This is a genomic window from Agrobacterium vaccinii (assembly GCF_021310995.1).
In the GTDB taxonomy this organism is placed as follows: domain Bacteria; phylum Pseudomonadota; class Alphaproteobacteria; order Rhizobiales; family Rhizobiaceae; genus Agrobacterium; species Agrobacterium vaccinii.
Window position 1 is genome coordinate 1,736,692 of sequence record NZ_CP054150.1, and the last position, 17,175, is coordinate 1,753,866.

Annotated in this window: 16 protein-coding genes; 7 read left to right on the forward strand and 9 right to left on the reverse strand. The window is 58.1% G+C overall.

Going from position 1 to position 17,175, the window contains the following annotated elements; genetic code table 11:
* Positions 1 to 93 precede the first annotated feature (93 nt).
* On the forward strand, positions 94 to 867 hold the full coding sequence (locus HRR99_RS08695; RefSeq protein WP_112499726.1) for a competence/damage-inducible protein A: 774 nt from the start codon (positions 94 to 96) through the stop codon (positions 865 to 867).
* 43 nt (positions 868 to 910) lie between these two features.
* The gene (locus HRR99_RS08700) at positions 911 to 1,756 is read left to right on the forward strand and encodes a universal stress protein (RefSeq protein ID WP_233121196.1); all 846 of its coding nucleotides are present in this window, start codon (positions 911 to 913) and stop codon (positions 1,754 to 1,756) included.
* Positions 1,757 to 1,818: 62 nt separating this feature from the next.
* Here the strand turns inward: HRR99_RS08700 and HRR99_RS08705 are convergent, their stop codons facing one another.
* Positions 1,819 to 2,940 (reverse strand): anhydro-N-acetylmuramic acid kinase, encoded by a 1,122-nt coding sequence (locus tag HRR99_RS08705; protein WP_233121198.1) that lies wholly within the window; start codon positions 2,938 to 2,940, stop codon positions 1,819 to 1,821.
* Positions 2,941 to 3,090: 150 nt separating this feature from the next.
* Here HRR99_RS08705 and tyrS point away from each other — a divergent pair, with 150 nt between their 5' ends.
* Together tyrS and HRR99_RS08715 are read left to right on the forward strand one after the other, a co-directional pair.
* Positions 3,091 to 4,344 (forward strand): tyrosine--tRNA ligase, encoded by a 1,254-nt coding sequence (gene tyrS / locus HRR99_RS08710; protein WP_233121200.1) that lies wholly within the window; start codon positions 3,091 to 3,093, stop codon positions 4,342 to 4,344.
* Between the two features lie 185 nt (positions 4,345 to 4,529).
* Positions 4,530 to 5,696 (forward strand): IS4 family transposase, encoded by a 1,167-nt coding sequence (locus HRR99_RS08715; protein WP_233121201.1) that lies wholly within the window; start codon positions 4,530 to 4,532, stop codon positions 5,694 to 5,696.
* Between the two features lie 114 nt (positions 5,697 to 5,810).
* Here the strand turns inward: HRR99_RS08715 and HRR99_RS08720 are convergent, their stop codons facing one another.
* The 4 genes from HRR99_RS08720 to HRR99_RS08735 form a co-directional block, all read right to left on the reverse strand.
* Positions 5,811 to 6,572 (reverse strand): ABC transporter permease, encoded by a 762-nt coding sequence (locus tag HRR99_RS08720; RefSeq protein ID WP_111838137.1) that lies wholly within the window; start codon positions 6,570 to 6,572, stop codon positions 5,811 to 5,813.
* Positions 6,569 to 7,507, reverse strand: coding sequence for an ABC transporter ATP-binding protein (locus HRR99_RS08725; protein WP_111838136.1), 939 nt, complete (start codon positions 7,505 to 7,507; stop codon positions 6,569 to 6,571). The genes HRR99_RS08720 and HRR99_RS08725 overlap by 4 nt, the downstream gene beginning before the upstream one ends.
* A 112-nt stretch (positions 7,508 to 7,619) precedes the next feature.
* Positions 7,620 to 8,819 carry an extensin-like domain-containing protein gene (locus tag HRR99_RS08730; RefSeq protein ID WP_233121203.1) on the reverse strand — a complete coding sequence of 400 codons (1,200 nt, stop codon included), beginning with the start codon at positions 8,817 to 8,819 and terminating at the stop codon, positions 7,620 to 7,622.
* A 170-nt stretch (positions 8,820 to 8,989) separates the two neighbouring features.
* The gene (locus HRR99_RS08735; RefSeq protein ID WP_233121205.1) at positions 8,990 to 10,807 is read right to left on the reverse strand and encodes a methyl-accepting chemotaxis protein; all 1,818 of its coding nucleotides are present in this window, start codon (positions 10,805 to 10,807) and stop codon (positions 8,990 to 8,992) included.
* A gap of 305 nt (positions 10,808 to 11,112) precedes the next feature.
* Between HRR99_RS08735 and HRR99_RS08740 the strand changes: the two genes are divergently transcribed.
* The gene (locus tag HRR99_RS08740) at positions 11,113 to 11,424 is read left to right on the forward strand and encodes a DUF1883 domain-containing protein (RefSeq protein WP_111838455.1); all 312 of its coding nucleotides are present in this window, start codon (positions 11,113 to 11,115) and stop codon (positions 11,422 to 11,424) included.
* Between the two features lie 19 nt (positions 11,425 to 11,443).
* On the opposite strand, the gene HRR99_RS08745 is transcribed toward HRR99_RS08740, so the two are convergent.
* Together HRR99_RS08745 and HRR99_RS08750 are read right to left on the reverse strand one after the other, a co-directional pair.
* Positions 11,444 to 12,760 carry a replication-associated recombination protein A gene (locus tag HRR99_RS08745; RefSeq protein WP_233121206.1) on the reverse strand — a complete coding sequence of 439 codons (1,317 nt, stop codon included), beginning with the start codon at positions 12,758 to 12,760 and terminating at the stop codon, positions 11,444 to 11,446.
* A complete protein-coding gene (locus tag HRR99_RS08750; RefSeq protein WP_111838132.1) occupies positions 12,757 to 14,163 on the reverse strand; it encodes a DegQ family serine endoprotease in 1,407 nt (468 codons plus the stop codon). Before HRR99_RS08750 ends, HRR99_RS08745 begins: the two co-directional genes overlap by 4 nt.
* 164 nt (positions 14,164 to 14,327) lie before the next feature.
* On the opposite strand from HRR99_RS08750, the gene HRR99_RS08755 reads away from it, so the two are divergent.
* Positions 14,328 to 14,681, forward strand: a complete 354-nt coding sequence (locus tag HRR99_RS08755) for a lysozyme inhibitor LprI family protein (protein WP_111838131.1) — start codon at positions 14,328 to 14,330, stop codon at positions 14,679 to 14,681.
* On the opposite strand, the gene HRR99_RS08760 is transcribed toward HRR99_RS08755, so the two are convergent.
* Together HRR99_RS08760 and HRR99_RS08765 are read right to left on the reverse strand one after the other, a co-directional pair.
* Entirely contained in the window at positions 14,678 to 15,670 is a 993-nt protein-coding gene (locus HRR99_RS08760; protein WP_233121208.1) for a serine hydrolase domain-containing protein, read from the reverse strand. The genes HRR99_RS08755 and HRR99_RS08760 overlap by 4 nt on opposite strands.
* A 145-nt stretch (positions 15,671 to 15,815) precedes the next feature.
* Positions 15,816 to 16,493: an SDR family oxidoreductase gene (locus HRR99_RS08765; RefSeq protein WP_233121210.1), complete on the reverse strand. Its 678-nt coding sequence runs from the start codon at positions 16,491 to 16,493 to the stop codon at positions 15,816 to 15,818.
* Positions 16,494 to 16,594: 101 nt separating this feature from the next.
* On the opposite strand from HRR99_RS08765, the gene HRR99_RS08770 reads away from it, so the two are divergent.
* Positions 16,595 to 17,095, forward strand: a complete 501-nt coding sequence (locus HRR99_RS08770; RefSeq protein WP_233121211.1) for a GNAT family N-acetyltransferase — start codon at positions 16,595 to 16,597, stop codon at positions 17,093 to 17,095.
* The last annotated feature ends 80 nt before the right edge of the window (positions 17,096 to 17,175 follow it).

Sequence of the window (17,175 nt, forward strand, 5' to 3'; positions counted from 1 at the left end):
CAGTCGCTCCCGCGATTTTTTTCATGAGATGCCTTATTGCATTCGGCGCTCAGCGCGCTAACGTCTGCACAGACCCCACTGCGAGTGACCCCCATGCCTGCACCCTCCTCCGCCTCGAATGTCGTTTCCGCTGCCATGCTCGCCATTGGCGATGAGCTGCTGTCGGGGCGCACGAAGGACAAGAATATCGGGCATCTGGCAGATGTGATGACCATGTCGGGCATCGACCTCAAGGAAGTGCGCATTGTGGCAGACGAAGAGCCTGCCATTGTCGAGGCGCTGAACGCGCTGCGCAGCCGCTACGATTATGTTTTCACCTCCGGTGGCATCGGCCCCACGCATGACGACATTACCGCCGATGCGGTCTCTGCTGCATTCGGCCTGCCCTGCGAGCACGATGCGGATGCGATGCGCCTGCTTGGCGATATGTATCGCACCCGCGAAATGGAATTCACCGATGCGCGCAAACGCATGGCGCGCATGCCACGCGGTGCCAAACATATCGTCAACCCCGTCTCGGTCGCGCCCGGTTTCATCGTTGAGAATGTCTACGTCATGGCAGGCGTGCCGCAAGTGTTTCAGGCCATGCTGGACAACGTCATCCCCACGCTGCGCACAGGCTCGAAAATCCTGTCGCAAGCCGTGCGCTCTCCCTTCGGCGAAGGCGACATCGGCACGTTGCTCAGCGGCGTGCAGAAATCCCATCCAGACACCAGCATCGGCTCCTATCCGAAATATGATGGCCAGCGCTTCTCGACCGAGATCGTCGTGCGTGCCCGTGATGCGGATGCGCTCCATGCTGCAGCACAGGATGTGTCCGCGATGATCGATGCCATCACCCGCGAAAAGGCCGCGCATTCCGCTTGAGCCGAAGGTGCAAGCACCACTGACCACGATGAGGAGACTGATCATGGGTTACAAGACGATACTGGCAGTGATGGACACTGCGGAAAACGCTGGCAAGCTCGGAGATTTCGCCGCGGCGTTGGCCAACACTTTCTCAGCGCACGTCGTTGGCCTTCACATGGAAACCTTTGCGACCGTTCCACTCGTGGCACCGATGGAGATGCCCGACCCTGCGACCGTTCAAGCCGTGCAGGAGGTCGCCCATCAGGAAACCACCGACATCGCCTCCATTTTCGCCCGCACGATGGCTGCGAAAAATATCTCCAACGAGTGGCGCAGCTTCGTCTCCTCGGTCGGCTACTCTTCCAACACTGCGATGCAAAGCGCCCGTTGCGCCGATCTCGTCATTGCTCGCCAGTCCACGTCGTCGTCGATTTCCGACAGCCGCGCCGACCTCGATAATTTCCTCTATGAAAGCGGACGCCCCATCCTGCTGGTGCCGCATATGCTCGACCAGCCCAAGCCCATCAAGCGCGTGCTCATCGCCTGGAACGGCTCACGCGAAGCCACCCGCGCTACCTTCGATGCCCTGCCCTTCCTCATCGCCGCAGAAACCGTGGAGATATTTTCGGTGGGTGCCGATGATGACGACAAGGGATCGGCTACCCTCGCGGGTTCGGAAATCGCCTCGACACTCGCGCGCCACGGCATCAACGTCACGGTGACATCGGAAGAAAAAAGCCACGGCCTGTCTGCTGAAAAAGCCATCGAAAAACGCCTCTCAGACAACAGCATCGATCTGCTCGTCATGGGCGCTTACGGCCACTCTCGCTGGTGGGAGATGCTGTTCGGCGGCGTCACGCGCACGCTGCTGGACAAGATGACGGCGCTGACGCTGCTGTCTCGATAGGCTGACGATTATCGCCAAGGAATGGCGCCGCAGCTTCTACGGACTCCGTCACCCGGGGCTCATCACGCCCTCGCCAGAACTCCACCCGTCACCGGCTCCTTCACGCCCGTCGTCCCGGGATAGGTCAGTGGCAAACCACGCAACGACCGCACGGCCAGATACGCCCACGCCTCGGCCTCCATCGCGCCACCATCGAAGCCCGCGGCTTCCGCTGCGATCACGCCAGCGCCGCGTGTTTGCGCCTGATCGGTGAACTCCTGCATGATAACAGGGTTCAGCCTGCCGCCTCCGCACACGACATAGGTCTTTGCTGCTTCTGGCAAATAACTGGCAGATTTGAGAATGGCTGCGCCTGTCACATGGGCCAGCGTCCGCGCACCATCTTCCAGCGAGACCTCACCCTTGGCGGGCGGCAGGAAATCGGAACGGTCCAGCGAACGACGGATATTGGCGGAAAAAAACGGGCTCTCCATGTAACCCGCGACCAGCGCCGGAGCGACCGCACCCTTCGCCGCCGTCGCACCGCCCTTATCGTAAGCCGCGCCCGTATGCACTTCGATCCATTGGTCGATCAGCATGTTTCCGGGCCCGCTATCGAAGGCGGCCGGTGCGCCATCCGCGCCCACGAATGTCAGATTGGAAATGCCGCCGATATTAACGAACACGGCGGGCGTCTCGAACTGTTGCGGCAGGTTGGCGGCAAGCGCCGCGTGGTAGATGGGGATCAGCGGCGCGCCCTGCCCGCCATGCACCATGTCATTGGCGCGCATGTCATAGACCACATCGATGCCGGTTTCCTCAGCCAGCAAGGGACCATCGCCGATCTGCACCGTCAACGCGTCATCCGGGCGATGCAGCACCGTTTGACCATGAAAACCGATGACGTCGATATCCTGCGCACTCAATCTATGGCGGCGCAGAAAGGATTTGACGGCGGCAGCATGGGCCAGCGTTAATTTGCGCTCGGCATCGGCAAGATCGTCGGGCCGCTCACCGCGTTGCTGTATGGCTTTGGCGGTGATCAGCGCCCGTTTCCAAGTCTCGCGAAGCTCCTGATCATAGGGAAAATACTGGCTTGGCCCGTGGTCAACGACAGCTTCTCCATCAGTGCGCAGCAGGGCAATATCGATGCCGTCCATGGACGTGCCGCTCATCAGCCCTATCGCCGTTCTGATCTCGCCCATATCAACGCTCCTGCCTGATGGAATCATCTCGTCACTCATTGCCAACATTCATGGCGCAAACGGGTGCACTTTTCAAAAAACAATGCTAAAGGCGCGGCATTCATTGGGTTTTCCAGTGAGCACGAAGACCCAACCAGAAAGAAAAAGGTTATGTCCAGGTTCAAGTCCGATTTCCTCCGCACGCTCGATGAGCGCGGCTTCATTCACCAGATCTCCGATGAGGCAGGTCTCGATGAACTTTTCGCCAAGGAAACCGTGACTGCATATATAGGCTTTGACCCAACGGCACCCAGCCTTCACGCTGGCGGTCTGATCCAGATCATGATGCTGCACTGGATGCAGAAAACCGGACACCAGCCGATCTCCCTGATGGGCGGCGGCACCGGTATGGTCGGCGATCCCTCGTTCAAGGATGAAGCCCGTCAGTTGATGACGGTCGATACCATCGAAAGCAACATCGCCTCCATCAAGCGCGTCTTCTCGAACTACCTCGATTACGACGCCGCGACCGCGCCTGCCCTGATGATCAACAACGGTGACTGGCTGCGCGATATCAACTACCTCGAATTCCTGCGCGACGTGGGCCGTCACTTCTCGGTCAACCGCATGCTGTCGTTTGAAAGCGTTAAGACGCGGCTGGAGCGCGAGCAGTCGCTGTCGTTCCTCGAATTCAACTACATGATCCTTCAGGCCTACGACTTCGTGGAGCTGAACAAGCGTACCGGCTGCCGTTTGCAGATGGGCGGTTCGGATCAGTGGGGCAACATCATCAACGGCATCGACCTCGGCCACCGCATGGGCACGCCGCAGCTTTACGCACTGACCTCGCCACTTCTGACAACATCGTCGGGTGCCAAGATGGGCAAGTCGATGAACGGCGCCGTGTGGCTGAACCCGGATATGCTGTCGGCCTATGATTTCTGGCAATACTGGCGCAACACCGAGGACGCCGACGTTTCTCGCTTCCTGAAGCTCTACACGACGCTGCCGATGGACGAGATCGCACGTCTTTCGGCGCTGGGTGGTTCGGAGATCAATGAGGTCAAGAAAATCCTCGCGACCGAAATCACCGCCATGCTGCATGGCCGCGACAATGCCGAGCAGGCTGCCGAAACCGCCCGCAAGACCTTCGAAGAAGGCGCGCTGGCCGACAATCTGCCGTCTATCGAGGTGCCCAAGGGCGAGCTAGAGGCAGGCCTCGGCCTTTTATCGCTCATCGTCCGCGCCGGTCTTGCGGCGTCCAACGGTGAAGCCCGTCGTCACGTTCAGGGTGGTGCCGTGAAGATCAATGACAATGCTATCTCGGATGAGCGTCAGGTCATCGGAACTGGTGAGGTCACGGCAGATGGCGTGATCAAGCTTTCGCTGGGCAAGAAGAAGCACATTCTGGTGCGGCCTGTTTGACAATACATCAGGGAGATAGCGCGAGCTTCTACCTGTATTTCTACGAGGGAGAGAACCCCTCCTCCGTCATGCTCGGGCTTGTCCCACTGCTGTCCGGTTTAAATTTGTAGACACGGCGCACGGTGTTGATTCTATTCGTATTCAAGCGTTTGGCGACGATTTGGACACGAAAGAGGGGCAACACCGTGCGGCATCACAATAGCGTTTTTCATGATCTTTTGAAGCGCATTTCCTGGTCGACCTTCGAGCGGCTTGTGGATGAGCATGGCACCGACAAGCATACCCGGCGATTGTCCACCAAGAGCCAGTTGATCGCCCTGCTGTATGGGCAACTCGCCGGTGCTGTCAGCTTGCGCGAGATCGAAGGTGGTCTGGAAAGCCATTCGACACGCCTTTATCATCTCGGCGCACGCCCGGCCTCACGTTCGACACTGGCTGATGCCAATGCCAAACGCTCAAGTGCGGTCTTTACCGGTCTGTTTGCCGAGCTGGTCGCACGAGCCGGGCGCGGGTTGCGACGGTCCGTCGGCGAGGCGACCTATCTGATTGATGCCACGAGCCTTCGCCTTTCCGGTGCAGGATCGCAATGGGCGCGGTTCTCCCATCAGGCTTGCGGAGCCAAGGTCCACATCGTCTATGATGCGGGCGCAGAGCGACCGATCTATGCCGCCGTCACACCCGCCAATGTCAATGACATCACCGCCGCCAAGGCCATGCCGATCGAACCGGGCGCGACCTACGTCTTTGATCTGGGCTATTATGATTTCTCATGGTGGGCCAGAATGGATCAGGCCGGATGCCGCATCGTCACCCGCTTCAAGTCCCATACACCCCTGACGGTGTTGCATGAGCAGCCGCTGGGGGACGCGGATGCAAACGGTGGTCGCATCCTGTCGGATCGCATTGGTCTGCTGCCTGCCCGTCAGGCCGGCAACCGCAAGAACCCGTTCAGCGACCCGGTTCGCGAGATCACGGTCAGAACCGAAACCGGCAAGGTCCTGCGGATCCTGTCGAACGATCTCGATGCCACTGCGCAAGAGATCGCCGATCTCTACAAGCGCCGCTGGGCTATCGAACTGTTCTTCAAATGGGTCAAGCAGACCTTGAAGATCAAGCACTTCCTGGGTGTCTCAGAAAACGCCGTGCGCATTCAGATCACTGTGGCCCTCATCGCTTTCCTGCTTCTGCGCATGGCGCAGGCAGACCAGAAGACCATCAAAAGCCCCTGGATCTTCGCCCGCCTCGTGCGCGCCAACCTCATGCATCGAAAAAGAACAGACAGTCTTCTAAAACCACCCAACAGCAGCAGATGCCACAATGACCAGTTGATGCTCCAATGGACGTCGGTTTAAACCGGACAGCAGTGGGCTTGTCCCGAGCATCTAACGAACCCCAAGATCAAACGTGGTCAGATCCTCGGGACAAGCCCGAGGATGACGTAGAGTGGGTGAGAACTGCCCCATCCATCAGTTTCTCAACTTATACCCAGTCTTGAACATCCACGCTACCAGACCCAGGCAGGCGGCGAGGAAGGCTGTGATAATCACGAGGCTGATGACGGGATTGACGTCGGCGATTTCATAGAAGCTCCAGCGAAAGCCGCTGATCAGATACAGAACCGGATTGAAGTGGCTGACCGTCTGCCAGAAGGGTGGCAGCATGTTGATGGAATAGAAGCTGCCGCCGAGGAATGTCAGCGGCGGCACCACCAGCATAGGAATGAGGTTGAGCTGCTCGAAATTCGTGGCCCAGATGCCGATGATGAAGCCGAACAGGCTGAAACTGATTGCCGTCAGCACGAAGAACAGCACCATCATGAACGGGTGTGCGATCGATATATCAACGAAGAAGGACGCGGTGATGAGGATGATGGTGCCGATCATCAAACCCTTGGTCGCGGCGGCTCCGACATAACCGATCACGATCTCCGTCATCGCCACGGGAGCCGATAGAATCTCATAGATCGTACCGGTGAATTTCGGGAAATAAATTCCGAAAGCGCCGTTGCTGATGCACTGCGTCAGCAAGGTCAGCATGATCAGGCCCGGCGTGATGAAGGCACCGTAGGAAACACCCTCGACCTCCTGAATGCGCGAGCCGATGGCCGTGCCGAAGACGATGAAATAGAGCGATGTGGAAATGACCGGCGACACCACGCTTTGCAGCAGGGTACGGCGCGTACGGGCCATTTCGAACAGATAGATGGACTTGATAGCCTCGAAGTTCATTTTTGACCTCCCACCAGCGCCACGAAAATGTCTTCGAGCGAGCTCTGGCGTGTCGAAATATCCTTGAAATGAATGCCTGCAGCGGACAGTGCCGCCAGCACATCGGCGATACGGCCCTGTTCGCCGTTACCCTCATATTCGTAGGTCAGGCAACTGCCGCCTTCGGAAAGAGACAGCTGGAATTCGGACAGACTGTCCGGCAGAACCTTTACCGGTTCGGTCAGTTCCAGCATCAGTTGCTTGCGACCGAGCTTTTGCATCAAGGCCGTCTTGTCCTCCACCAGCAGCAACTCGCCCCCGTTGATGACACCAACACGGTCGGCGATTTCCTCGGCTTCCTCGATGTAGTGCGTGGTCAGGATAATGGTCACGCCGGTTGCGCGAAGCTCTTCCACCACCTTCCACATGTCCCGGCGCAGCGCGACGTCAACGCCCGCTGTCGGCTCATCCAGAAACAGAATTTTCGGCTCATGCGCCAGCGCCTTGGCGATCAGCACACGCCGCTTCATGCCGCCGGAAAGCTCCCGCAGCATGTTGTCCTTCTTGCTGAACAGCGACAGCGATTTCAGGATGCGCTCGATGAGCTGAGGGTTCGGCTTTTGCCCGTGCAGACCACGCGAGAAAGACACCGTGTTCCAGACCGTCTCGAATTGATCTGTTGTCAGCTCCTGGGGAACGAGGCCGATGAGCTCGCGCGTCTTGCGAAACTCGCTGACGACATCATGCCCGCCTACCAGAACCCGGCCCTCGCCGGGGTTTACCAGCCCGCAGACAATGGAAATCAGCGTCGTCTTGCCAGCGCCATTGGGGCCCAGCAACGCCAGGATTTCCCCTTGATGGATATCGAGAGAGACGCCTTTGAGCGCCTGAAAGCCATTGGCGTAGGATTTCGTCAGATTTTGAATGGAAACGATCGGTTTAGTCGGGGAATTCATGAGAAATCTTTCAACACAATCATGTTCCCAAGGATATAGGTTCAAGATTGCTCAAAAGCCATCCCTTCGGCGAAATCATACTCATTCGCGCGATGAATTTGATCGTTCATTCTCAATCGCAGTGGCGATAGCCGGATTTGCGCGTGCGCAGATCGAAATGGAAGTGATTCCAATGGTTTGGGTCGCTGCCCGGTCCCAATACCGTCGAGAAATATTTGCAACTGTCACTGCGAACGGTTTTCAGAAGTCCTTTTTCGCGGAAAGCGAAGAAGCTCTTCTTGCGAACGTCGATTTCCTTGCCGTTCTTCAGAGTGATGGTGCCGATATCGATGGCATTGCCACGCGCATGCTCCGACCACGGATTGCTGGAGCGCGAGTTCATCTTGCGGCAGGAATAGCCACCCATCGGCGTAATGCGTTCGACGCCCGAGAGGTAGCGGAAGCGCGAGGATGGCACGAGTTCGAATTTGACCCACTTGGCGAAGGCGAGCGTGATCTGACAGTTCAGCTTGACGGCAGGGCGGATCGCCACACCGCTCGAAAGGCCGCTGAGTTCGATCGGGTAATCGATGCCACAGGTCGGGCCATCGGCAACGCGCGCGACATCCCGGAAAGACACGCCGAGCCTGCGCAGTTCGGACCGGCAGGACACTTCGGCTTGCGGCATCATGCCCGGAGGCGTGGACATGCGGCGTTCCTGTGTCGGATTGTCCGGCATCAGCATCGCCACCTCCTGCACCGGCTGGCGCTGGCGCTGGCCTTCGCCGGGCGGTGGAATGAGGCGGGATTGACTTGCCGACTGCCTGCGTGGTGCAGGAGACATCGGCATCTGGCTCTCCGCCTCGTTCGCCATGGGCTGGCTGGATTGGGCACCGGAGACCTCCATGTCCTGCTCTTCGGCAAGACCGCGCACCGGTGCGACGCCCAAGCCGTCGTCCATATTGACGCCGCCCTCCCCCTCCGCCATTTCGCTGGGCATCTGTGGCGCGGTGCCACCACCCAGCCTCTGCTGCTGGGCATCCAGCGTCGAATATTGCTCGCCCGGACCGGCCTGCAACAACGGATCACGAGACGGCGCCATCTCGGCAGGCATCGGCTGCGACAAAGGCGCATAATCGTTGACGGGTTGACTTGGAACGCTTGGCGCCGATGGGGCGCTATAATTCTGCTGATGGCTGGAGCGAATGGAGCTGACACGCGTTGCGCCGTCGACATCGGCGGGCGGCACGAGCCCTTCTGCCGAACACGAAGCAATCACCGTGGAGATCGTCAGCAACGTCACAAAACGACGCGGAAGGGAAACATACGCCATACCAGAACCTGCACCTTCAGCGGCCACAATGCGTGGCAATCAAGCTAAATCTTAAACAAATTTGGTAAACGAACCGTTTTTAAGCGCGCCGTGGAAATTACAGGCAAAGGTCTGGGTGAAAAACAAACGGGCGCCGCAAATGGGCGCCCGCTATATCCTCTAGAGAAATGTCAGGCTGCGCGGGACTGGCCTTGGCGCATCGATGCCTGATCTAGCTGGAAGCGGGACAGCAACGTGCGCAACTGACGGCTTTCTTCCGCCAGCGTCTGGCTCGCAGCCGTGGTTTCCTCCACCATGGCGGCGTTCTGCTGGGTCATCTGGTCCATGTGGTTGACCGAGGTGTTGATCTCGCGAAGACCGGTCGCCTGCTCCCGCGCCGTGGTGGCAATGGTGTTGACGTGACCATCGACGCGGTTGACCAGCGCCATGATCTCGTCCAGCGCATCCCCGGTGGAACGCACCAGTGACACGCCGCCATTGACCTGTTCGGCAGAACTGTTGATCAGCGTCTTGATCTCCTTCGCCGCATTGGCGGAACGCTGTGCCAGTTCTCGCACTTCCTGAGCCACGACAGCAAAGCCTCGACCCGCCTCACCCGCCCGCGCGGCTTCCACACCGGCATTGAGAGCGAGAAGATTGGTCTGGAAGGCAATCTCGTCGATGACGACGATGATCTGGCCGATCTTCTTGGACGAGTCCTCGATACGGCCCATCGCCTCGACAGCATCGCGAACGATATCGCCAGAGCGACCAGCGCTGGTCTTGGTCTCGCTGACCATGGTGCGCGCCTCATTGGCACGCTCCGACGCCGTGTGGACGGTGGCGGTGATCTGCTCCAGTGCGGCAGCGGTTTCCTCAAGCGCTGCGGCCTGCTGCTCTGTGCGGCGTGAAAGGTTGCCGGTTGCCTGGCTGATGTCGCCAGCGCTGTCGTTCACCACATGGCTGGTGTTGGAGATAGCGCCGATGACATTGTGAAGTTCACCAACGGCATTGTTGAAATCCGCCCGCAGCTTTGCGTATTCATGGCCGATATCGCCCACCTGCACGGTCAGATCGCCATGCGACAGCCGCTCCAGCGCGCCTGCCAGTTCCGACATGGCATAGGCCTGCTGGCTGGATGCGGCGCGAAGCGTCTCCTCATTGCCGCGACGTGTGTCTTCAAGCGCTTTCTGCTGCTCGGCTTGGCGGTGCTGCAACTGGCTGCGCTCATTGACCGAATCGCGCAGCACCACCAGCATCTTCGCCATGGCACCGATTTCGTTGCGGCGATCGGTAAAGGGAACGTCGGCATTGCCATCACCATCGGCGATGCGGCCCATGATGTTTCGGATGCTGGTGATCGGTTTCGTCACACCACCAACGACAAAAGCCGCGCCAGCCAGAACGACGAGCCCGCTGATGGCGCAAATACCGGCGATCCACAGCGCTTCGCCCCAGAAAGCCGCCTTCAGGTCATCCACGTAGACGCCGGTGCCGACAATCCAGCCCCAGGGCGCAAAACCTGCAACATGCGAGAATTTCTCTACCGGATCAGGCGAGCCGGGCTTTGGCCAATAATAATCGACGAAGCCTTTGCCACTCGCCTTGACCGTTTTGACGAACTCCACGAACAGCTGCTTGCCATTCGGGTCCTTGTTTGCCGTCAGGTCCGTGCCGTTCATCTCCGGCTTGATGGGATGCATGACCATTTTCGGACCCATATCGTTGATCCAGAAATAGCCGCTGCCATTTTCATATCGCATGGCGGCAAGCGTGGCTTTCGCCTGTTGCTGCGCCACGTCGCGCGTCAACGCACCACTTTGTTCCAGACGATAATATTGATCAAGAATACCGACGCCCGTCTGCGTCATCGATTCCAGTCCTGCTTTGCGCTCCCGCTCCATCCCCTGGTAACTGCCAAACAGACTGAACGTTAAAGCGCCAGCTAATATTACAAAGAACAATCCAACGAGCGCATATAGACGCATCGAAATCGTAAGATGTTTCATCCCGACAAACACTCCCCCACTATTACACACCGTGAAATTGTATTGCGGAAAAATTTATTATTGATAAATCGCAATTATCAGCTGGAAATAGCAATCCGTGCTCCCGTTTGAAAATACGCTTGCACGTTAACTCGGGCCCGTCGCGTGGATATTGAACATCCAGAGCCGCACAATAAAAACGACAGTAAAAGCCATCTCATTTTCTTTTTATATTTCAAAAACAAGAGAATGCAGTGGACGCTAAAGAAGCGTTAAGGATCGTTTCGTATCGTTATGAAACATATCTCATCATGACGGGGCTCATCATGGCCGTGCCCGGCTTCCGCTATACACACTACGATCTGAGACAGCTGCGCGAAGGCGCTATCATCGAGGTATCGTTGAATGCGGTGAACAATGTGCGGCTGATGACGTCGGGAAATTATCAGCGCTTCACGGAAATGCTGGATTTCAAATATCTCGGCGGCGTCGCCAAGATATCGCCGTTGCGCGTTGTCATCCCCGAGACATCGCACTGGCATCTGATCGTGGATTGCGAAGGCCATCTCGATCTAGCGGAATCATCGGTCAAGATGATACCGCCGCGCACTGCGACACTCCTTCGCAAAGCATCCTGAACGGCATCGACCGGCAAACCTATTTGCCGCCACGCTCGCGCCGAAGCTTCGCCCACCAGTCCAGCCGTTTGCGGATATCACGCTCGAAGCCCCGGTCCGGCGGGTCATAGAATCTTGTGCGGCCCATTTTTTCGGGGAAATAATCCTGCCCTGAAAAGGCATCGGGCTCGTCGTGGTCATAGCGATAACCATCGCCATAGCCCTCGCCCTTCATCAGCTTGGTCGGCGCATTGAGAATATGCTTGGGCGGCAGCAACGAGCCGTTTTCCTTGGCCGCCCGCATCGCAGACTTGAACGCGGTATAGACGGCGTTGGATTTCGGCGCCGTCGCAAGATAAACGCAGGCCTGCGCCAAAGCGAGTTCACCTTCCGGCGACCCCAGATAGTCGTACGCGTCCTTGGCAGCGTTGCAGACGACCAGAGCCTGCGGATCGGCAAGGCCGATATCTTCCACTGCCATGCGCACCAACCGCCTGCCCAGGTAAAGCGGGTCTTCACCCGCATCGAACATGCGTGCCAGATAGTAAAGCGCTGCATCCGGGTCGGACCCGCGCACTGATTTATGCAGCGCCGAAATCAGATTGTAGTGACCGTCCTGCCCTTTGTCGTAAACCGGTGCCCGGCGCTGGACGATCTGGGTCAGGGCTTCCGTATCGAACATCTCGCCCTTGCGCGCCGCACGCCAGACCTCTTCCGCCAGCGTCAGCACCGCACGGCCATCACCATCGGCCATGCGGACCATGGACGCACGCGCATCCTCATCGAGCGGTAGCGGTTTGTCCTCCACCTGCTCTGCGCGCTTCAGTAGCTCAAGAAGACTTTCTTCGTCATGGCTTTGAAATGTCAGAACCCGCGCCCGCGATAAGAGAGCGGCGTTGAGTTCGAAGGATGGGTTTTCCGTGGTGGCGCCGACCAGAATGATGGTGCCGTCTTCCATGACCGGCAGGAAACTGTCCTGCTGGGCGCGGTTGAAGCGGTGGATTTCATCCACGAACAGCAGTGTCTGCCGCCCGTTCATACGGCGGGTACGAGCACTTTCAAAAACCTTCTTCAGGTCGGCAACGCCGGAGAAAATCGCTGATATCTGCTCGAACGCCAACCCCGCCTCGCCCGACAGCAGCCGGGCGACCGTGGTCTTCCCAGTACCGGGCGGGCCCCAGAAAATCATGGAGCCCAGCGAGCCGCTTTCGATCATGCGGCGCAGGACGCCCTCTTCGCCCGTCAGATGCGACTGGCCCGTGACCTCACCGAGCGTCGTCGGGCGCAGCCTATCTGCCAGAGGTCGCCGGTTGGCGACCTCCGCTGGTATCTGTGGGGCAAAGAGATCGCCGCTCATCGCAGGAATTGCCGGATGCGCTGGCCGTCGCGAATGATCTCAAGACGCCAGAAGCCCGGGTTGTCTTCCAGCGCATGCTCCACATCTGCCGTAGATGCCATATCCGCTCCGTTCAGGGAGACGATGATATCCTTGGGCTGGAAACCGACACGGGCGGCGGGCGAACTGCGTTTGACATCCGTAATGACCACGCCCGTCGTGCTGGTCGACATGCGCAACTCATCGGCAAGCTTCGGCGAAAGATTGGCGACAGTCGCACCCGCAAACGGATTGCGGCCTTCCAGCAGGCGCTCGTCACGCGGTGCCGTTTCCGGTGCCGTATCGAGCGCGATGGTAACGGTCTTTTCCTTGCCCTTGTCGATCAGGCTGATCTTGGCCGATTTGCCGATGCCGGCTGTCGTCAGACGATAGCCGAGCGCATCGGGATGCTCCACCTCGATGCCGTTGACCGCGGTAACGACCTGCCCCGGTTCGATACCCGCTTTTTCAGCCGGGCCGTCTTTCACGACGCTGACCACGAGCGCACCACGGGCACGCTTCAGGCCCAGTGCTTCGGCCACTTCCGATGTCACGGGATCGAATGTCGCCCCGACATAAGGACGCTGGAACGACGTGTCACCTTTTTCGGCAGCAGCCAGAAAGACGCGAACCAGATTGGCCGGAATGGCAAAGCCGATGCCGTTCGAGCCGCCACCACGTGAGAAGATGGCCGTGTTGATACCGATCAGCTCACCCGCCATGTTCATCAAGGCGCCACCGGAGTTACCGGGGTTGATGGAGGCATCCGTCTGAATGAAGAAACCGAAATCACCCTGCGTCACCTGATTTCGCGCCAATGCCGAGACGATACCGCTCGTTACCGTCTGGCCGACACCGAAGGGGTTGCCGATAGCCAGAACGAGATCACCGACTTCGGTCGCATCGGAATTGCCGAGCGCCAGAACCGGGAACTGTTCCTTGGCATCGATCTGCAACACCGCAAGATCGAGACGGTCATCCTTCAGCAGCACCTTGGACGAAAACTCGCGACCATCGGCAAGTGCGACCTTGATATCGTCGGCACCGTCGATGACGTGGTTGTTCGTCACCACCAGCCCGCTGGCCGTGGCGATGACACCGGAGCCGAGCGAGGACTGCTTTTCGGTGCGGTTGGGCGATTGCTGGCCGAAAAACTGCTCGAAGAAGGGATCGCCTGCAAAGGGCGAGGCCCGCTTCTGGACGAGACGTTCGGCGTAGACATTCACCACGGCACCCGCCGTGCGTTTTACCAGCGGCGCAAAGGACAGCTGCATTTCAGCCGTGCTGGATGGCACGGTCTTGTTGTCCTGCGCCAACAAAGGCGCTGGCAAAAACAGCAGCGACGCAAGAAGGCCGGTGGTCAGATACTTCACCATGCTTGGCATGTGATTCCTCATCCTCATCAATATGATGGAGTTATAACGCTTGAGCCTATAAATCAAAGGGCGGCAAGATCATGACGGACTGACGTCAAACACGGAAATGGAACAACTTGCCATGATCAAGGCTTTAGACGGCTTATAAGACTGTTCATGGAAAAGAGATCCACATGCATTTCAAGAAACATATTCTTGCTGCTCTGATTGTCACCGCATCATACTCCCATGGCTCGCCGGTGGGCGCCGCCAGCTTCGATTGCGCCAAGACAGATCTCGCCGCCGACGAAAAGACGATATGCGAAAACCTTGCGCTGAACGACCAGGACGTACGCATGGCCACGACCTTCGAAATCGTCACGCAACTGATGGCGATGGGCGCGCGCGATGAGTTGAAAACTCAACAGAGCGAATGGCTGAAACATCGCCAGAGCTGCGGTGCAGACGTCGCTTGCCTGACCACCGCCTATGACGAGCGCATGAAAAAGCTCAGCGAAGCCTTTCAGAACATCAACCGCCCGCTTTAAACAGCGGTAATGATATCAGCCATCAGCCCGTGCAACTGGTCCCGATAACCGGTACGGGCGGATGGCGCGTCCTCGCGCGAGGTCATGACGACCGAAAGCCGTTTCGACGGGACGATATAGAGCATCTGCCCACCATAGCCCCAGGCGTAACACACCATTTCCCCCGCCATCTCCTTGATGAACCAGCAATAGCCGTAACCATCGCCGTTGAAGACGGAATTGGTGCGCTGAACCCATGATTGCTCGATCCAGCTTTGGGAAATCAACCGCGTGCCATCAACCGTGATACCGCCACGCCGGTACAATTCACCGAAAGCAAGCAAAGACCGCGATGTCATCGCCATCTGGTTTCCGCCGAGATAAATGCCCTGCGGGTCGCGCTCCCAAGACCCGATCGAAAAACCATCCAGCGGGGAAAACCAGTCTCGCGCCAGCGCCAGCGTGGATTTGCCAGACGCCTTGGTCAGAACGGCAGACAGCAAATGGGTAGATCCCGTGGAATACAGCATCCCGCCACCCGGCTCTCCGGCAAAACCGGAACCCAGAGCCATGCGCACCCAATTGCGGCTGGAAACCCAACGGCCGTAGTTCGGCCCCGACATTCGTTCCAGACCAGACTGCATGGATAGCAGATTGCCGATGGTCACACGCTCGATACGCGGGTCGGGTTTGGCGGGAAAATCCGAACGCAGCACGGATGAGATCGGCTGATCGACGCCATCCAATATTTTGCGATCGATCGCGATGCCCACCAGCGACGAAACGATGGATTTGGACGCAGACTTGATATTGGTCGAGCCATTCAGCGACGCGCCGTGATAGGCGCGAGTGGCAACCTCTTTGCCATCAACGCTGACGATGACTGTTTTCAAACTGTCGAGAGCATCTGCTTTTTCGAGGAGCTTAGGAACACCGTCGCGTACTTGCGCACGGAGGCTCGAAGCGAGGGGAAGCGTGGCGATGAGGGCAAGTGCGGTGCGTCTTTTCATGGAGAGTACGTAGTACCTTTCGAGGCAGGCGGTAGCCCTCTCACCGCTTTGTGACTTCACCTCACGGTGACAAACCGTATTCGAACAAGGGTTTCCATCCTTTTGCTGAATCAGTTTGCCAACGCGTTGAATCATTTTCGAGTGGCTATTCCGCGTAAATCATCTTCTTCGTCATGCCGCCATCCAGCACCATGACCTGCCCGGTCATGAAACCTGCGCTGGCGAGATAGACGACTGCATCCGCAATATCTTTCGGGCGACCGACGCGACCGACAGGGTGCTGCATCTGATCTTTCTTCCGCAGGTCGGTATCATCGGTGATCCAACCTGGCGCAATCGCATTGACGCGAATCTTTGGCCCCAGGCTGACGGCCAGCGCATGGGTCAGCGCCACCAGACCGCCCTTCGATGCCGCGTAAGCCTCGGTTTCCGGCTCAGACATGAAGGCACGGGTGGAGACCATATTGACGATGCTGGCACCCTCTCCCATCAAGGGCACCGCCGACCGCGTCATCAGAAACGCGCCGGTCAGATGGCTATCCGTCACCCTGCGCCAATCGGCCAGAGGCAATTCATGGATGGGCCCGTTGTTTGGCGAGGCGATACCGGCATTGTTGACGAGAAGCTCAAGCCCGTTCCAGCCAAGCTGCGCAAACGCCTCTGCGACGGACGCCTCATCACCAACATCACAATGAATGTGCCGCGCTTTCGTAGTGCTTTCCTTGATATCGAACGATGCCACGGTCCAGCCTTGCTCGAGAAGAAGCTCAATAATGCCTGTTCCGATCAATCCGGCACCACCTGTTACGATTGCGCGTTTCATGTATTTTCCATTTCTTACGTTCACACCTGTCAGCCAACGTGCTGGAGGAACACCAGTTCCGGTGCAAAAAATCGCAGTTGGCATAAATGCCCGTATCGAACATGCTGCGCGCCATGCGAAAAGTAGACAGCACAGTGCCACGATTGGTGTCGAACCGACTTACGCTCCGGCCTTTCGGCGTGATTGACGCACCTGCGTTGGCGCGCATCACCAACGATCCGCTGGTCCTGCACAATCTGCTTCGCACGTCATCTCCCTTCATAGTGGACGACGCCCGAGCGAGGATACTGCGCTTTCGGAAAAACAATCTGCCCGTTTGGGCCATCGATAACGGCCAACTGATCGGCCTCATCGGCCTTGCCGGAGAATTCGGACTGTGGCTGGCTCGGAATAGATGGGGCAAGGGTTACGGCGAAGAAGCCAGTCGTCTCATCATCGACCACGCGTTTACGAACATGAAAATGACGACGCTTCACGCCAACCCCATCAGCGATAACAGAGCATCTTGCGATTTGATGGAGAAACTTGGGTTCAGGGATGTTGGGAGGACGCAGTCATTTTGCAGGCAGCGGAAGATGGTGGCTTCGCTGCGCCGTTATTAATTAAAAACGTTCGGTGAAGAAGGCATAACGTCCTTTTCACCGTCATCCTCGGGCTTGTCCCGAGGAAGACGGTGAATGAC

Coding starts and splice junctions, on each gene's coding strand:
- HRR99_RS08760 (WP_233121208.1), bottom strand. CDS start 15,670: ATGAAAAGACGCACCGCACTTGCCCTCATCGCCACGCTTCCCCTCGCT.
- HRR99_RS08705 (WP_233121198.1), bottom strand. CDS start 2,940: ATGGGCGAGATCAGAACGGCGATAGGGCTGATGAGCGGCACGTCCATG.
- HRR99_RS08765 (WP_233121210.1), bottom strand. CDS start 16,493: ATGAAACGCGCAATCGTAACAGGTGGTGCCGGATTGATCGGAACAGGC.
- HRR99_RS08730 (WP_233121203.1), bottom strand. CDS start 8,819: ATGGCGTATGTTTCCCTTCCGCGTCGTTTTGTGACGTTGCTGACGATC.
- HRR99_RS08695 (WP_112499726.1), top strand. CDS start 94: ATGCCTGCACCCTCCTCCGCCTCGAATGTCGTTTCCGCTGCCATGCTC.
- HRR99_RS08725 (WP_111838136.1), bottom strand. CDS start 7,507: ATGAATTCCCCGACTAAACCGATCGTTTCCATTCAAAATCTGACGAAA.
- HRR99_RS08720 (WP_111838137.1), bottom strand. CDS start 6,572: ATGAACTTCGAGGCTATCAAGTCCATCTATCTGTTCGAAATGGCCCGT.
- HRR99_RS08740 (WP_111838455.1), top strand. CDS start 11,113: ATGGCCGTGCCCGGCTTCCGCTATACACACTACGATCTGAGACAGCTG.
- HRR99_RS08755 (WP_111838131.1), top strand. CDS start 14,328: ATGCATTTCAAGAAACATATTCTTGCTGCTCTGATTGTCACCGCATCA.
- HRR99_RS08770 (WP_233121211.1), top strand. CDS start 16,595: ATGCTGCGCGCCATGCGAAAAGTAGACAGCACAGTGCCACGATTGGTG.
- HRR99_RS08750 (WP_111838132.1), bottom strand. CDS start 14,163: ATGCCAAGCATGGTGAAGTATCTGACCACCGGCCTTCTTGCGTCGCTG.
- HRR99_RS08735 (WP_233121205.1), bottom strand. CDS start 10,807: ATGAAACATCTTACGATTTCGATGCGTCTATATGCGCTCGTTGGATTG.
- HRR99_RS08700 (WP_233121196.1), top strand. CDS start 911: ATGGGTTACAAGACGATACTGGCAGTGATGGACACTGCGGAAAACGCT.
- HRR99_RS08745 (WP_233121206.1), bottom strand. CDS start 12,760: ATGAGCGGCGATCTCTTTGCCCCACAGATACCAGCGGAGGTCGCCAAC.
- tyrS (WP_233121200.1), top strand. CDS start 3,091: ATGTCCAGGTTCAAGTCCGATTTCCTCCGCACGCTCGATGAGCGCGGC.